Source organism: Cellvibrio polysaccharolyticus (assembly GCF_015182315.1).
Classification (GTDB): Bacteria; Pseudomonadota; Gammaproteobacteria; order Pseudomonadales; family Cellvibrionaceae; genus Cellvibrio; species Cellvibrio polysaccharolyticus.
Map to the genome: position 1 here is coordinate 1,350,897 of NZ_PRDL01000001.1, position 15,001 is coordinate 1,365,897.

At 52.9% G+C, this 15,001-nt stretch carries 13 protein-coding genes; 4 read left to right on the top strand and 9 right to left on the bottom strand.

Annotation, left to right across the window (positions count from 1 at the left end; genetic code table 11):
- Positions 1-62: 62 nt before the first annotated feature.
- From purH to C4F51_RS05725, 9 genes are all read right to left on the bottom strand, one after another.
- A complete protein-coding gene (gene purH / locus C4F51_RS05685; RefSeq protein WP_193907985.1) occupies positions 63-1,643 on the bottom strand; it encodes a bifunctional phosphoribosylaminoimidazolecarboxamide formyltransferase/IMP cyclohydrolase in 1,581 nt (526 codons plus the stop codon).
- 113 nt (positions 1,644-1,756) lie between these two features.
- A complete protein-coding gene (gene fis, locus C4F51_RS05690) occupies positions 1,757-2,059 on the bottom strand; it encodes a DNA-binding transcriptional regulator Fis (protein ID WP_193907987.1) in 303 nt (100 codons plus the stop codon).
- The gene (gene dusB / locus C4F51_RS05695; RefSeq protein WP_193907988.1) at positions 2,056-3,045 is read right to left on the bottom strand and encodes a tRNA dihydrouridine synthase DusB; all 990 of its coding nucleotides are present in this window, start codon (positions 3,043-3,045) and stop codon (positions 2,056-2,058) included. Before dusB ends, fis begins: the two co-directional genes overlap by 4 nt.
- A 323-nt stretch (positions 3,046-3,368) precedes the next feature.
- Positions 3,369-4,979, bottom strand: a complete 1,611-nt coding sequence (locus C4F51_RS18010; RefSeq protein WP_202987758.1) for a DUF3426 domain-containing protein — start codon at positions 4,977-4,979, stop codon at positions 3,369-3,371.
- Between the two features lie 210 nt (positions 4,980-5,189).
- On the bottom strand, positions 5,190-6,074 hold the full coding sequence (gene prmA, locus C4F51_RS05705) for a 50S ribosomal protein L11 methyltransferase (protein WP_193907989.1): 885 nt from the start codon (positions 6,072-6,074) through the stop codon (positions 5,190-5,192).
- A gap of 114 nt (positions 6,075-6,188) precedes the next feature.
- Entirely contained in the window at positions 6,189-7,532 is a 1,344-nt protein-coding gene (gene accC, locus C4F51_RS05710; RefSeq protein ID WP_193907990.1) for an acetyl-CoA carboxylase biotin carboxylase subunit, read from the bottom strand.
- Between the two features lie 56 nt (positions 7,533-7,588).
- The gene (gene accB, locus C4F51_RS05715; protein ID WP_193907991.1) at positions 7,589-8,044 is read right to left on the bottom strand and encodes an acetyl-CoA carboxylase biotin carboxyl carrier protein; all 456 of its coding nucleotides are present in this window, start codon (positions 8,042-8,044) and stop codon (positions 7,589-7,591) included.
- A 62-nt stretch (positions 8,045-8,106) separates the two neighbouring features.
- Positions 8,107-8,547 carry a type II 3-dehydroquinate dehydratase gene (aroQ, locus tag C4F51_RS05720; protein ID WP_193907992.1) on the bottom strand — a complete coding sequence of 147 codons (441 nt, stop codon included), beginning with the start codon at positions 8,545-8,547 and terminating at the stop codon, positions 8,107-8,109.
- A 306-nt stretch (positions 8,548-8,853) separates the two neighbouring features.
- Positions 8,854-10,650: a protein-disulfide reductase DsbD family protein gene (locus C4F51_RS05725; RefSeq protein ID WP_193907993.1), complete on the bottom strand. Its 1,797-nt coding sequence runs from the start codon at positions 10,648-10,650 to the stop codon at positions 8,854-8,856.
- Between the two features lie 287 nt (positions 10,651-10,937).
- On the opposite strand from C4F51_RS05725, the gene C4F51_RS05730 reads away from it, so the two are divergent.
- The 4 genes from C4F51_RS05730 to C4F51_RS05745 all read left to right on the top strand — a co-directional run bounded on the left by C4F51_RS05730 (position 10,938) and on the right by C4F51_RS05745 (position 14,971).
- Positions 10,938-11,675 (top strand): hypothetical protein, encoded by a 738-nt coding sequence (locus C4F51_RS05730; protein ID WP_193907994.1) that lies wholly within the window; start codon positions 10,938-10,940, stop codon positions 11,673-11,675.
- 67 nt (positions 11,676-11,742) lie between these two features.
- Positions 11,743-12,231 (top strand): copper chaperone PCu(A)C, encoded by a 489-nt coding sequence (locus C4F51_RS05735; RefSeq protein ID WP_193907996.1) that lies wholly within the window; start codon positions 11,743-11,745, stop codon positions 12,229-12,231.
- Entirely contained in the window at positions 12,232-13,260 is a 1,029-nt protein-coding gene (locus C4F51_RS05740; protein WP_193907998.1) for a DUF2333 family protein, read from the top strand.
- A 595-nt stretch (positions 13,261-13,855) separates the two neighbouring features.
- On the top strand, positions 13,856-14,971 hold the full coding sequence (locus C4F51_RS05745) for a phosphoserine transaminase (RefSeq protein WP_193908000.1): 1,116 nt from the start codon (positions 13,856-13,858) through the stop codon (positions 14,969-14,971).
- Positions 14,972-15,001 lie beyond the last annotated feature (30 nt).

The window sequence follows — 15,001 nt, forward strand, 5'->3', positions numbered from 1 at the left end:
TGTCTCCTGTGGAGGTCAAAAAAAGCGAGCTTGAGATGTCAGCTCGCTTATTGGTAAATCCATTAATGGCGGAAGTGACGCATGCCGGTAAATACCATCGCCATACCGTGCTCGTCGGCTGCGGCGATAACTTCTTCATCGCGCATGGAACCGCCCGGTTGAATAACGGCAGCAATACCCACTTTCGCAGCGTTATCAATGCCATCGCGGAACGGGAAGAAAGCATCGGAAGCCATCACTGAACCTTTAACTTCAAGGCCAGCATGTTCTGCTTTAATCGCAGCAATACGCGCAGAGTTTACGCGGCTCATTTGGCCAGCGCCGACACCGATGGTGCGGCTGTCTTTTGCATAAATAATCGCATTGGATTTAACAAATTTTGCGACTTTCCAGGCGAACAGCAAATCGCGGATTTCTGCTTCAGTCGGTGCGCGTTTGCTCACCACTTTCAAATCGCTGGCGGTAACAATACCGTTGTCGCGATCCTGCACCAGCAGGCCACCGTTTACGCGTTTGTAATCCAGTCCGCCAATACGCTCAGTGCCCCAATCGCCACAGGCCAGCACGCGCACATTTTGTTTGGCCTTGGTAACTTCCAGGGCTTCTGCAGAAATAGACGGTGCAATAATCACTTCAACAAATTGACGGGAAATAATGGCTTCGGCGGTTTTTGCATCCAGCTCGCGGTTGAATGCGATGATGCCACCAAAGGCAGATTCGGTGTCAGTTGCGTAAGCCAATTCGTAAGCATCGAGAATATTGGCTGCAACACCTACACCGCAAGGGTTGGCATGTTTAACGATCACACAGGCCGGTTCGTCAAAGGATTTAACAGTTTCCAGTGCAGCGTCGGTATCAGCAACGTTGTTGTAGGAAAGCTCTTTGCCCTGCAATTGTTTTGCGGTAGCAATGCCGACTTCCTGCGGATTTTTCTCCAGATAAAAGGCGGCTTTTTGATGCGGGTTTTCGCCGTAACGCATTTCCTGGGCTTTGATAAATTGGGTGTTGAAGGTGCGAGGAAAAGTTTCGCTGCCGCCCTCAACCAGAAGGCCAAAATAATTGGCAATCGCGCCATCATAGGCGGCAGTGTGTTCGTAGGCTTTAATGGCCAGGTCAAAACGGGTTTTGTAGGTGGTGTTGCCGTTGTTGGCTTGCAGCTCTTCCAGAATGCTGGCGTAGTCAGAAGCGTTTACCACGATATTGACAAAAGCGTGGTTTTTCGCCGCGGCGCGCACCATGGTGGGGCCGCCGATATCGATATTTTCCACCGCATCAGCCAGCGAGCAATTCGGGTTGGCCACGGTTTTTTCAAACGGATAAAGATTAACAACAACCATATCAATGGTGTTAATACCGTGTTCGGCAGCAACCGCGTCATCCTGGCCGCGACGGGCAAGAATACCGCCGTGTACTTTCGGGTGCAGCGTTTTGACACGACCGTCCATCATTTCCGGAAAGCCGGTGTAATCCGATACTTCAATTGCCGGAATTTGATGGTCTTTCAGCAGCTTGTAAGTACCACCCGTGGAGAGAATTTCTACACCCTGTGCAGAAAGCGCCTGGGCAAATTCAACAATACCGGTTTTGTCGGATACGCTGATTAACGCGCGTTTGACAGGGGCGAGATCGGGGTTGCTGGACATAGTCAAAAGTTTCCCTTAATAAAAGAACGAAAACTGAAAAAGCAAAAGGGGTGGAATTTAACCACCCCTTTGGGGAGATGTGCCGGAGTGAACACAGCACGTCATGAAATTACTTAAAGCAGACCGTATTGCTTCAATTTTTTGCGCAGCGTGCCGCGGTTAAGGCCCAGCACTTGCGCGGCACGTGTCTGGTTGTGGCGGGTATATTTCAGCACAATTTCCAACATGGGGGCTTCAACTTCTGCCATAACCATGTCGTACACATCGCTGACTTCCTGGCCGTCGAGATTCTGGAAGTAGTTTTCCATGGCTTGTTCTACACAGCCACGCAATGATTGCGCTTGTGCTGCACGGGTAAAGCCGGAAGGTTCCTGCACGGCCGGGGCTTCGGTAGTCAGTAAAGTTGCTGTGTTCATGCTGCAATATCCTCTTTCGTAATCAGCTGTTCAAAATAAGTTTGAACGCTGGCATGTTGTTCTTCTGCATGTTCAAGGTGATTGAACTGTTTGCGAAATTGCTCGTTGTCAGAAAGTGTCTGCAGATACCAGCTCACGTGTTTGCGAGCGATCCGTGGCCCCATGACATCCCCATAAAAACAATACAACTCGCGCAGATGGTTACAAAGAATATCCCTGATTTCAGTCAGGGATGGTTCGGGAAGTTTCTCACCGGTTTTCAAGTAGTGATTCACTTCCCGGAAAATCCATGGGCGCCCCTGTGCGGCGCGTCCAATCATGACGGCGCTGGCGCCGGTGTGTTGCAAAACCTGTTTTGCTTTTTCCGGCGAATCAATATCGCCATTGCAAAATACCGGGATGGAAACGGCCTGCACGACCTGGGCAATGGTGTCGTATTCGGCTGCCCCTTTAAAGGCGCAAGCGCGGGTACGACCATGTAAAGCCAACGCCTGAATACCGGCATCTTCGGCAATGCGTGCAATGCGCAGCGCGTTACGATTTTCCGGGCTCCAGCCAGTGCGAAATTTCAGCGTGACCGGAACATCCACGGCATTGACAACGCTTTGTAAAATGGATGCTACCAGCGCTTCGTCCTGCAACAAGGCAGAACCGGCCGCTTTTTTGCAAACCTTTTTTGCCGGGCAACCCATGTTGATGTCGATAATCTGCGCACCGTTATCAACATTCAAACGCGCTGCCTCTGCCAGCATGTCGGCGTCGCCACCGGCAATTTGTACTGCGATGGGCGCTGCTTCACCCTCGTGATCCAGACGTAAACGGCTTTTGCGGCTCGACCATAAAGAGGCGTCGGCAGTGACCATTTCTGAGACCACCAGCGCAGCCCCCAACTCTTTACACAATTTGCGGAAGGGTCTGTCGGTAACGCCGGCCATAGGTGCCAGAATTACCGGATCATCAAAATGATAGTTACCAATTTGAAACACGACGCGCTCCACGCGGTTGGGACTGACTTTTCAATCCTGTTTTTTATCGGAAAAAATAGCGACGAAGCCTGATATAAATTGGCACCGGCATGGCGTATAAAGTCGATTTATAACGTCAACCCCGTGTACAGGGGCCTTTCCGAAAGGGTCGCCATGATACCCCTTTGTGCAGGGCATTGGAATGTGAAAACAAGCCAATTTGTTGTTTTTTTGAACAATAAATTCGGGCTGGGCGGTTGATTTTTCTGATCGTTATCGTTATAGGCCCGGTTCGGATAACCGCGCCAATTGCCTCGCTATTAAAGGCAAATCGGTTATCGTGATTATCGAGGTTCAATTTTGTAATTAACCGCGGCTTCGCCCGGGTCAACCAGCTCCAGGGTGATGCGAACCGGTTGGTTGCGTGGCATATTTTGCAGCGTTGCAAGTTCACCCTGCAAATAATCCCGGGGTACAAAGCGACGGTTGGCGAGTGGCTCGTCATTGATGTTGCTGAAAACCACATCCAGATCCGGGAAGGGTTGGTCAAAGGCGGCACCATTGACCAGAATCACGTCGATCATCAGCGCGTTGTCGGTGTCGGGATGTTTGCGCACCACCAGGTTGCGCACGGCGATTTTGCTTTTGTCTTCCAGTACCGGTACCTGGCAGCCAATCCAGGGGCAAGCGGTTTGATAAAGCTGTCGCCAGGGTTCCTTGCGGCTGAGCGAATCAAACTGCAACCAGGCCACTTGTGTCAGTAACAGATGTATCAACAACAGTGCCACGCCGATTTGACGCGGCTGGCGATACCAGTGCCGCGTATTTTTAGCGGCCATCATTACCGGCTCGGGTTGAATGTTAATTAACAACGTTTCCCGGGAGTGAGATTCTGCAGCGCCATTGGCTGCATTTCCTGGCCGTGGTGGCGGTGCCAGTCGGTGGCTGAGATCAGTGCTGGCTGCCAGTATCGCACCGCTTTCGGAATGTTCATGCGGTGTTGCCGCGTCTTCTACCAGATGGAACATTGGCGGGTTGGCGGTTAAGGGTGCTGGTGAAGTGGCATCAGTTTGCGCAGGACTTTCCAGCAGCGATTGTTCGTATTCATCTGAAATAGTGGTGGCAATAATCTCCGGGGTCGGATCATGCTGATCGGCATCGGCATCGGCATCGGCATCGGCATCGGCATCGGCATCGGCATCGGCATCGGCATCGGCATCGGCATCGGCATCGGCATCGGCATCGGCATCGGCATCGGCATCGGCATCGAGCAGTGCTTCAGCCCAGGATTCATCCGTCAATGTGTGGTCTTCTTCCGCCTCATCTTTGTTGTAGCGGCTGCGCTCAAATAGCGACGTGCTTTCCGGAATGGCGGGCGTCACGGCAGAAAAATGTTCGATGGCGTTATCTGCCATTTTTTCATCGTGCCAGGCGAGAAATGCTTCCATATCATCGCTAATCAGGAAATCCTGTTCCTGTTCCTGTTCCTGTTCCTGTTCCTGTTCCTGTTCCTGTTCCTGTTCCTGTTCCTGTTCCTGTTCCTGTTCCTGTTCGTAAGCGTCTTCCGGCTCTTGTTCCGGAATTGACGGTTCCGGGGAGAAATGATTTTCTGTGGTTACCGGGAAACTCTCCGCGACTACGTCTTCCGACAGATCTTCCTCCTCTGCCATCTCTTCGACCGGTGGCAGAACCCCGAGCCGGGTGCTTTCCAGTGGCAGGCGAACGGGGGATTGGGTGGGATCGCGTTTGGCGATGCGCGGAATATGCGGTTCATCTTGGGGGTCGGGTACGGGTGGCGTAACCGGCTTTTCGGCAATAATCGTTAAATAGTTATTGGCTTTGAAGATGTGCAGGCAGGCGCCGCAACGAACTGCCCCTTTTGCAGATTGCAGCTGAGCAGTGGTGACACGAAAAGACGTTGCGCATTGCGGGCAGCGGGTAACCATGTTGCTCATGGGCAGTTGCTATTCCTTGTTCACCGGATGATGCGATAAGGCGCGTTGGATTATTCTAAAAAGTTGAAGTGTAGCGCCAAGGTAGAGAGCGGTAAATCGACGTGCGTAAAGACTGTTAAGTGGTGCGTGCCTGCTTGTGGGCCAGCCATCACAGGCAGTTTGCTTTTAATGGCTGCGGGCCTGAGAGTGCAGGCCCGGTTACCTGGTTTTTCAGCCGCGATTTTTGGTGGCGGTCAAACAAACCCATTCGTCTTGCGTGTTGATGGGGTCAAAATCAAACCAGTTTTCATAGGCTTTCATAACCGTTTTGGCTTGAATGGCCAAAATGCCTGACAGGCATAATTTACCGCCGACTTTGGTCAGACCGGATAGCGTAGGCGCCAATTCTGCCAGGGGGCCGGCAAGGATGTTGGCCAGCATTACATCTACCGGTTCTTGCGGGGTTTTGGGTGGTAAAAATACCGGCATGGCATCTTCGGCGAGCTGGTTGCGGCGGGCATTTTCCCGGGTTGCCAGTAGGGCCTGGTGATCAATGTCCACACCGATAACCTGCTCTGCGCCGAGCAGCAAGGTGGCGATACCGAGAATGCCGGAGCCGCAGCCGTAATCCATAATGCGCAGGCCGGAAAAGTCCTGTTGGTCAATCCATTGCAAACACATAAAGGTGGTCGGGTGGGTGCCGGTGCCGAATGCCAGGCCCGGGTCGAGCATCAAGTTGACCTTGTCCGGTTCGGGCGGTTGTTGCCAGCTCGGGCAGATCCACAGTTTTTCACCGCAGCGAATGGCGTGGTAATTTTTCATCCACTCGCGTTCCCAATCTTTGTCTTCCAGCAATTCCCAGGCGTGTTCCGGCAATGTTTTGCCAAAGTTTTTTTGTGCCTTGAGTGTGGTTGCTGCGGTATCAATATCGGCTTCGTAAAGCCCGGTGATTTTTACGTTGTCCCAGAGTGGCGTTTCACCCAGTGCTGGCTCAAGAATGGGCTGGTCTGCATTATCTTGCAGGGTGACAGACGCGGCACCGCTGGCCAGCAAAGCGTTCTCAAGGCGGGATGCCTGGTCCCGTGAAGTAATGACGTTGAGTTGAAGCCAGGGCATAGTTTTCTCTGCAATAACAAAAGTAAAAATCGACAATAAAAATGCGTGTGCTGGAAACTAAAAAAGCGTTCGGCCGATAAATGACCGAACGCTTTCAGAAGAACATGGCTGTGCTTACAGCGCCAGCTTCTTCTCCAGGTAGTGGATGTTAACGCCACCTTTACGGAACTCGGGATCGCGAACCAGCATTTGTTGCAGTGGAATATTGGTGCGAATGCCATCCACGATGGTTTCGTCCAGTGCGTTGCGCATCCGATCCAAAGCAATTTCACGGGTTGGGCCGTAGGAGATAACCTTGCCAATCATGGAATCGTAGTTGGGCGGAACGCGATAGCCGCTGTACAGGTGAGAATCCACGCGAATACCCAGGCCGCCTGGAGCATGGTAATTTTTTACCAGACCAGGGCAGGGCATAAAGGTTTTGGGATCTTCAGCATTAATACGGCATTCAAACGCATGGCCGCGAATAACAACATCCGATTGCTTGATAGAAAGTTTTTCGCCCGCGCAAACCAGAATTTGCTCGCGAATCAAATCAATACCGGTAACCATTTCTGAAACCGGGTGCTCAACCTGAATACGGGTGTTCATTTCGATGAAGTAGAAGCGGCCATCTTCGTAGAGAAACTCGAAGGTGCCGGCGCCTTTGTAGCCGATATCCACACAGGCTTTAACGCAAGCGGCATAAGTTGCTTCACGCACGTCATCGGGAATGCCCGGTGCCGGAGCTTCTTCCAATACTTTCTGGTGGCGGCGTTGCAGTGAGCAATCGCGGTCACCCAAGTGAATGGCATTGCCCTGGCCGTCAGACAAAATTTGCACTTCAACGTGACGCGGGTTCTGCAGGAATTTTTCCATGTACACAGTGCCATCACCAAAAGCCGCTTTGGCTTCGGCCTGGGTAATCTGAATGGAATTCAGCAGTGCCGCTTCAGTGTGAACAACGCGCATGCCGCGACCACCACCACCGGCGGCAGCTTTGATAATAACCGGGTAGCCGATGCGGCGAGCAATCACCAGACACTCATCCGGATTGTCGATCGGCAGCGGACCATCAGAGCCTGGCACGGTGGGTACGCCGGCTTTTTTCATGGCCTTGATCGCTTCAACCTTGTCACCCATCATGCGGATAACATCGGGATCGGGACCAATAAATACAAAACCGCTTTTTTGCACGCGCTCGGCAAAATCAGCATTTTCCGCCAGGAAACCGTAGCCGGGGTGCACAGCGACAGCATCGGTGATTTCCATGGCGCTGATGATCGCCGGAACATTTAAATAGCTTTGCGGGGAAGGGTTGGGGCCAATGCAAACCGACTCGTCAGCCAGACGAACGTGTTTAAGATCGCGGTCCACTTGTGAGTGCACGGCGACGGTTTTGATCCCCAGTTCTTTACACGCGCGAAGAATGCGAAGCGCAATTTCTCCGCGGTTGGCGATAAGAATTTTATCGAACATAAACCAATACCTTTAGCGGAATGTTCCGCTGTGAAGACTCATCCGTTAAAGGGTTGTTATACGATAGTAAACAGCGGCTGATCAAATTCAACCGGCATACCATCGGTAACCAGGATAGCTTCAATAACGCCTGATTTGTCGGCTTCAATCTGGTTCATCATTTTCATCGCTTCGATGATGCAGATAACATCGCCTTGTTTAACGTGCTTGCCTATTTCAGCAAATGCCGGTGAGCCCGGGCTTGGTGAACGGTAGAAGGTGCCTACCATCGGGGATTTTACCAGGTGGCCGTTAGTAACCGGTGCTGCGGCTTCTGCAATCGGCGCTACCGCTGCTTGCGGTGCAATCGGGGCTGCTGCCGGTGCGTAGGCTGGCATAGGCGCTGCAATAAACTGGGTTTGCGGGCTGTTGCGGCTGATGCGAACAGATTCTTCGCCTTCTTTAATTTCCAGCTCGCCGATGTTGGACTCTTCAAGTAACTCAATCAGTTTTTTAATCTTGCGAATATCCATAGGATCCTCTCTTGTTAATGTTGGATGAAAACCGCGGGCAGTTTTCTTCTTTCTATCCGGTGTTAGTGAGCAAGTTGTTTGATTGCGGCCTGTAGCGCCAGTTCATAACTGTGCGCGCCAAAGCCGCAAATAACGCCTTGAGCAATGTCTGAAAAATAGGAGTGATGACGAAAGGCTTCCCGTTTATGCACATTGGATAAATGCACTTCAATAAAGGGAATGCTCACGGCCGCCAGAGCGTCGCGCAGTGCGACGCTGGTGTGAGTAAAAGCAGCCGGATTGATCAGAATAAAATGAATACTCTCGTTGCGAGCGTCATGAATGCGGTTGATCAGCTCATGTTCCGCATTGCTCTGCGAGGTGTACAGGTTGTGTCCCGCATGGCGGGCAATATCTGCCAAGGTTTTATTGATACTTTCCAGTGTATCCGCGCCATAAATACCTGGCTCGCGGGTGCCGAGCAAATTCAGGTTGGGGCCGTGTATTACCAGAATGTTTGCCATAGAAAAGTCGCTTGCTACCTGGACAGAGGGTCGGTTGGGAGCCGGCGCTGTAATATTTGACCAGCGCTAAAAATTCGGGCGAGTTTGACGGAATTTCTTATATATGTCCACGATATGGTGGAAATTTGTTTAAATTGGCGAAAATGGCTGCACGATTGAAGAAGATGTCAGTTCGGTGGGGCGGAAATCTGTCAGGATCGCGTCCCGATTGCAGGTGTTTGCTAATCTTGCCAGCCAGATGCCGGCAAGATAGCGCAAAGTTACCAAAAAAACACGAACTTGATGGTATTTTTATTAACTTATCACTTAATTTGTCGGCTTCGTGCCATTTTGTTGCAGGGTAGATAATGTCTGGCCGCGCGTCAACAGTTGCGGCAGCACAATACCGGCACCTTGATGACCTGCCGGAAACCACACATATAAGGGCACGCCGCTACGTCCGTAGGTTTGTAGAAAGGCGGTAATCGCCGGGTCGGTATTGGTCCAATCGCCTTTCAGGCCGACGATGCCAAGTGTCGTAAATGCTTCCTCAATCTCGCTGGTCGATAGCACCAGTCGCTCGTTGGCAAGGCAGGTGAGGCACCAGTCAGCGGTCATATTCACAAATACCGGTTTGCCTTCGGCGCGCAAGCTTTGCAGCTTTTGTTCTGACCAGGGTTGCCAAAGCGAACTGCTGGTGCTGCTCTGCAAGGTTTTCCATGGCAGCAGCGCGGAGCCTGCCCAGCATAACAAAACTACCAGCGTCAGCAGGATGCTTTTGTGACCAGCCTTCTTTTTGCCGAGCAGCCAGAAACCAAAAGTAATCAGCAGGGCGCCAACACAGGCTGCGGCTACCGCATTCATGCCCGCTTGACGCCCCAGCACCCAGAGCAACCAGATGGCGGTAAGGTAAAGCGGAAAGGCCAGTACTTCCTTGAAGGTTTCCATCCAGCCGCCCGGTTTTGGCAAATAACGGGCCAGGCCCGGGGCATAACATAGCAACAGTAAAGGCAGTGCCATGCCAAAACCCAGTGCTGCAAAAACGGCGAGACCAATAACGGTGGGTTGGGTTAATGCGAAGCCGAGAGCTGCGCCCATAAAAGGCGCCGTGCAGGGGCTAGCGACCACGGCGGCGAGCACGCCGGTGAAAAAAGAACCTTGCAGGCCGTGTTTGCTGGTGAGTGACTCACCAGCGCCCATCCAGCGCTGGCCGATCTGAATATTGCCCGCCAATGCCAGTGCCATGACAACGAATAGATAGATAAGGGCTGTTACCAGCAGAGGTGATTGCAGTTGAAACCCCCAGCCAATGGCTTCGCCACCAGCGCGCGCTGCCAGCAGGATGCCGGCCAGCGCCAGAAAGCTGAGCAGCACGCCGGCGGTGTAGCTCCAGCCGTGAGATGCCAGGCGTTGCGGGTCGGCCTGGGTCAGGCTCATCACCTTGATAGAGAGTACCGGGAACACGCAAGGCATTAAATTTAAAACGATGCCGCCCAGCAGAGCGAGCAGCAGGGCGTGCGGCAACCACAAAGGCGCTGCTGTTGTGGTTGTCGGGGCGGTTTCAGCAGGAGCATTTGCAGGCGCTATATCGGTTACCGTCACGGTGCCGGCAGAGAGGTCGATTTGCAGGTAATCGGTATGTGGCGGGTAGCAGAGGCCGGCATCGGCACAGCCCTGGGATTCGACTTGCAGGTTGAGCGGCGAGCGGTGTTCCGGCAGATCAATAACCACAGTGGCCGACTGGTAAAAAACCGTCATCTCCTTTTCGAAGAATTCATCGTACTTGGTGATGCCTTGCTGGTATTGCGGCGTCAGCGTCAATTGCTGATCGTTGCGCAGCCGAAAGCGTTCTTCGTAAAGGTAATAGTGGGGGGCGATGGTCCAGTGCAGCGTCAATTGCTGGCCATTCAGCTCCGGCTGTAATCTGAAGGCTTCGGTAACGGGTAAAAATTCGTCGTTAACAGGCAGAAAGCCCAGGTTGCCGCTTGCCTTGGGTTGGCCGAGAAAGTCATCGGCGAGAGCCGGTTGCAATAGTGGTAGCGTGAGTAACAGGGCCAGCAATAGCCGTGGCTGCGGACGGGTGAGTTTAAAAAGGGTGGATAAAGTGTGCAGGAAAGTTGTCATTTGCGTCACAACGTCCGGAAATTCATGGGGTGGCAGTTACCGGCTGGTAGTGCCCCGAAGTCGCCATTTTAACCACAGAATGCCCGGAAAGTTTCGTTGTGGTGTGAATAAAGTCGCAAGCCGGGGGTAATCCGCCGTCCGTCGAAAAAGTCATTGGCTACCGGTTATTGATTGAACGTATTATTATTTCCAAAGATGTTGGCAGGTGCGGTGATAATTTTTCAGGCCAGGCATGAAATTTTCGGGCAGTTTGCTGTAATTAAATAAGCAATTGAGACAGGAATACTATGGTTTTTCGTAGCGTATATGCAGGTTCGTTGGTCGCGGTAATCGCCATGCTGACGATGGGGTGTCAGTATTTTCCGCAACAGCAGCAGGCACCGGTTGAGGCCAGAACCACACCGAAAGCCGCTACGCCGGTGCCGCAGGCTTCAGCGCGTGACAGAACCATTGCCCGATTGCTCTCCGATGCCGATTACGCCTTGTCCCGCAATCAATTGCTAACGCCGGTGCAGGATAACGCCTTTGACCGCTATCAATCGGTGCTGATCATGGACCCGCTGAACACCCGGGCCAAAGTCGGGTTGCAGGCGGTTTCGTTGCGTTATGTCGAGCTGGCGAGAAACAGTATCGGGCGTGGTCAGTTCGCCCAGGCGCGTGAGTATCTGGACAATGCAGCAGGTATTGACCCATCCAGTCAAATCGTGGCGGAAACCCGGCAATATCTCCGCCGCCAGATGGCCGCGCAGCCGGCAACACCCACCGCCAGTTACAAGCCGGGCCCTGGCGAGCATTTGCTCGATGTTGGCGGGCTCACTCGTAAATCCCCGGAAATCATTGCACAGCTGGGGCAGTTGGCGAAAAAAGCACAGGACACCGGAGAGCTGGTAATCATCCATGCGCGCAACGACGCGGAAGGGCGTTGGATTTACTCCACCATGCGTGATTCGCTGGAAGATTTCCTGTTGCGGGGTGATATTCGTATTGCCAAACAGCCGCGCATCCAGTTTGTGCCTGTCTTATAACGGTTCGGTTTTACTAAGCTATCGGAGCCGGCCAATTTTCCGGCTTCGAGTTTCCAAGGGATAGGACATGAAAACATTGGCAAAACTGCAATACCGGCTAGCCTTGATAGTAGCCGTCTTATTTTCCTCTTTCTTATCGGCGGCGGATGACTCTCTTCCGGCCGCATCCGATGCCTGGTTTTATCTGCCGATTCCCGGCCAATCTGTCAGCGCCGCTTATCTCACGCTGAGCAACAACACGCCACAGGATCTGGTGCTTACCTCTGTCACGTTGGCTGAGGCGCTGCGCGCTGAAATTCATGATCACCGGATGGTGGATGGCATGATGCAAATGCGCCCGACGCCCGACGTGCAGGTGCCTGCCGGACAATCTATCGAGTTTGCGCCGGGCGGATTGCATGTCATGTTATACGGCGTATCGCCGGCCTTGACGGCGGGCGACAAGGTGAATTTGCAATTGCATTTTGAGGGCGATATGTCAGTGGCGGTGTCGGCGAAAGTATTGCTTCGCTCGTCGGACGGGGTGTCGGAATTGTTAAAAAAAGAGGGTCGATAAATGTCCTGGAATCACTTCAAAAGCTGGTGTAGTAACAGTTTGCACCGCGCGCATGATGAATACGACGATACGCGCGATGATATTTCCCATACCCGCTGGCCGTGGCGAATTGCCGCGGCGGTGCTCCTTGCCTGGCTGCTGATAGCGGTTTTGCTGGGTATCTGGTGGAGTGCGTCGCCGTCATTGTTTGATGTTCGCGAGCATCGCGATCGGGTGCTCGATCAGCGTCAGCTGGTCGCGGCGCCAGGCAGCACCACGGCAATTACGCTGATTCGGGTGGCGGAAACCATGCTCGATAAGCCGGGCGGTTATTTGTCCAACGACATAGCTCCGCCAGGTGTGTGGCTCGACAATATGCCGAACTGGGAATATGGCGTACTGGTGCAGGTGCGCGATCTCTCCAAGGCGATGCGGGAGTCCTTCAGTCGCTCGCAGTCGCAATCCCGAGAGGATGTTGACCTGATTCTGGCTGAGCCGCGCTTCAACTTCGATAGCGACAGCTGGATTTTCCCGGCCAGCGAATCGCAATACCGCGACGCGATTCAATACCTTGATCGGTACTTGCAGCGGCTTTCTGCCGGTGACGCCCGCTTTTTTGCCCGTGCCGACAACCTCAACTACTGGCTGTCTACGGTGGAGACCCGTCTTGGGGATTTGTCGCAGCGATTAAGCGCCAGCGTAGGGCAGAAGCCGCTGGGTAGTGACAGCGACGATGCGGTCACCCAAACCCCCTGGAGTGAATTGGATGATGTTCTGTTTGAGGCGCGGGGTTCGGCATGGGCGCTGATCCACCTGTTAAAAGCCGCAGAGGTGGACTTTCAGGATGTGCTGGATAAGAAAGGCGCTCGCGTCAGCTTGCAGCAAATCATCCGCGAGCTGGAAAGTACCCAGCAGCGGTTGTGGAGCCCGATGGTATTAAATGGCAGTGGCTTCGGTTTTCTGCCTAATCACTCGCTGGTAATGGCTTCTTATATTTCCCGCGCCAATGCCGCCATCATCGACCTGCGTCGTTTGCTCAATCAGGGTTAACCCTTGAGGGTGGGCAGGTCGATTCGCCGGTAAACGTTCAGCAGGTTTTGGGTGTTCAGGAAAATTTGACAGCGCTGTCAGGATTAATTACAGTGATGGCTGTAACCGTGTTACACGATTTATTTTTAATCATGAGTATCGGTTACATCGGTTTTTTCAAAACTTTTGATAAATGAACATTGTTTATTTTTTGAAAGCTGGCATTATCAGGTCGTAATTGTTTCGTACTTGCCGGTCAATCTGGTATAGTCACAAGCACCTGGCGCGCTGGAAGCGCCTGAACAGTCTCTCACCGTCGATGTCTGGTTGATGCATCGACGTCTCCCTCTGCCCTCTACACTTGTAGAGGGCTTTTTTATTTCTGGCATATGATTCCTCTGTAACCGTTTTCATGGTGTTTTTTTGCAGGGCTCTGATATGCATTATTTCGTCGTCTGAAGCCCATTCTGCTCCTAGGTTATTTGCCCCCAAGCTGGCATAATCACGCCCCCATCCCTTGCCGGGTCACCCTGTTGTCTGGCTTTCCCGGTAAATCGCAAGGCGCCCGAAATATTGGCGGGTGCTCAATTGTTGAGTTCGTACACCGAGGATTAACATGCAACCACAGGTAAAACCCCGCAATCCCCATTTCTCTTCCGGTCCATGCAGCAAGCGTCCGGGATACGACGTTAATAGTCTGGATATCTCCACACTGGGTCGCTCACACCGTTCAACAATTGGCAAAGCGGCTTTGCAACGTGCTTGTGAAGATACAGCCGAGTTGTTGGGATTGCCTGCGGGTTACCGTGTTGGTGTTGTGCCGGGTTCCGATACCGGTGCCGTAGAAATGGCCATGTGGTCTTTGCTGGGCGCACGTGGTGTGGACATTCTGCAGTGGGAATCCTTTGGTAAAGGTTGGTTGAGTGACGCCACCAAAGAGTTGAAGCTGCAAGTTAACGCGCACGAAGCCGACTATGGCGTGCTGCCGGATTTGGCCAAAGTCAATTTTGACAACGACGTTATTTTTACCTGGAACGGCACCACCTCCGGTGTAAAAGTGCCCAATGGCGACTGGATTCCGGATGATCGTGCCGGTCTGACCATTTGTGATGCCACCTCGTCGGTTTTCGCCATGGAAATGCCGTGGGAAAAACTGGACGTAATCACCTACAGCTGGCAGAAAGTGCTGGGCGGTGAAGGTGCCCACGGTATGCTGATTCTCAGCCCGCGCGCTGTTGAGCGCCTGGAATCCTGGAAACCGGCCTGGCCGATGCCAAAGCTGTTCCGCATGACCAGCAATGGCAAATTGAATGAAGGCATTTTCAAAGGCGACACCATCAATACGCCGTCCATGCTGGCCGTAGCCGATTACCTGGATGCGCTGGATTGGGTGCGTGCCATTGGTGGTGTGGCAGAAACGATCAAGCGCTCCAATGCCAACCTGGCGGTTCTGGCCGGTTTTGTTGCAGCCCACGATTGGATTGATTTCCTCGCGCAAACGCCGGAAACCCTCTCCAACACCAGCGTCTGTTTAACCCTGAAAGCAACGCCTGACCAGGTTAAGGCGATGATCAAATTGCTGGATAAGGAAGGTGTTGCTTATGACATCGGTTCTTACCGCGATGCACCTCCGGGCCTGCGTATCTGGTGTGGCGCAACCGTTGGCGAGCAGGATCTGAAAGATCTGCTGCCATGGTTGGAGTGGGCTTATAAGGAAGTGGTACCGGCGTAATTACCTTCAGGAGGCGGGTGCATTGCATCC

Bases quoted from the DNA above. Each gene is read 5' to 3' on its own strand.
- purH (WP_193907985.1), bottom strand. From the start codon at position 1,643: ATGTCCAGCAACCCCGATCTCGCCCCTGTCAAACGCGCGTTAATCAGC.
- fis (WP_193907987.1), bottom strand. From the start codon at position 2,059: ATGAACACAGCAACTTTACTGACTACCGAAGCCCCGGCCGTGCAGGAA.
- C4F51_RS18010 (WP_202987758.1), bottom strand. From the start codon at position 4,979: ATGAGCAACATGGTTACCCGCTGCCCGCAATGCGCAACGTCTTTTCGT.
- prmA (WP_193907989.1), bottom strand. From the start codon at position 6,074: ATGCCCTGGCTTCAACTCAACGTCATTACTTCACGGGACCAGGCATCC.
- accC (WP_193907990.1), bottom strand. From the start codon at position 7,532: ATGTTCGATAAAATTCTTATCGCCAACCGCGGAGAAATTGCGCTTCGC.
- accB (WP_193907991.1), bottom strand. From the start codon at position 8,044: ATGGATATTCGCAAGATTAAAAAACTGATTGAGTTACTTGAAGAGTCC.
- aroQ (WP_193907992.1), bottom strand. From the start codon at position 8,547: ATGGCAAACATTCTGGTAATACACGGCCCCAACCTGAATTTGCTCGGC.
- C4F51_RS05725 (WP_193907993.1), bottom strand. From the start codon at position 10,650: ATGACAACTTTCCTGCACACTTTATCCACCCTTTTTAAACTCACCCGT.
- C4F51_RS05730 (WP_193907994.1), top strand. From the start codon at position 10,938: ATGGTTTTTCGTAGCGTATATGCAGGTTCGTTGGTCGCGGTAATCGCC.
- C4F51_RS05735 (WP_193907996.1), top strand. From the start codon at position 11,743: ATGAAAACATTGGCAAAACTGCAATACCGGCTAGCCTTGATAGTAGCC.
- C4F51_RS05740 (WP_193907998.1), top strand. From the start codon at position 12,232: ATGTCCTGGAATCACTTCAAAAGCTGGTGTAGTAACAGTTTGCACCGC.
- C4F51_RS05745 (WP_193908000.1), top strand. From the start codon at position 13,856: ATGCAACCACAGGTAAAACCCCGCAATCCCCATTTCTCTTCCGGTCCA.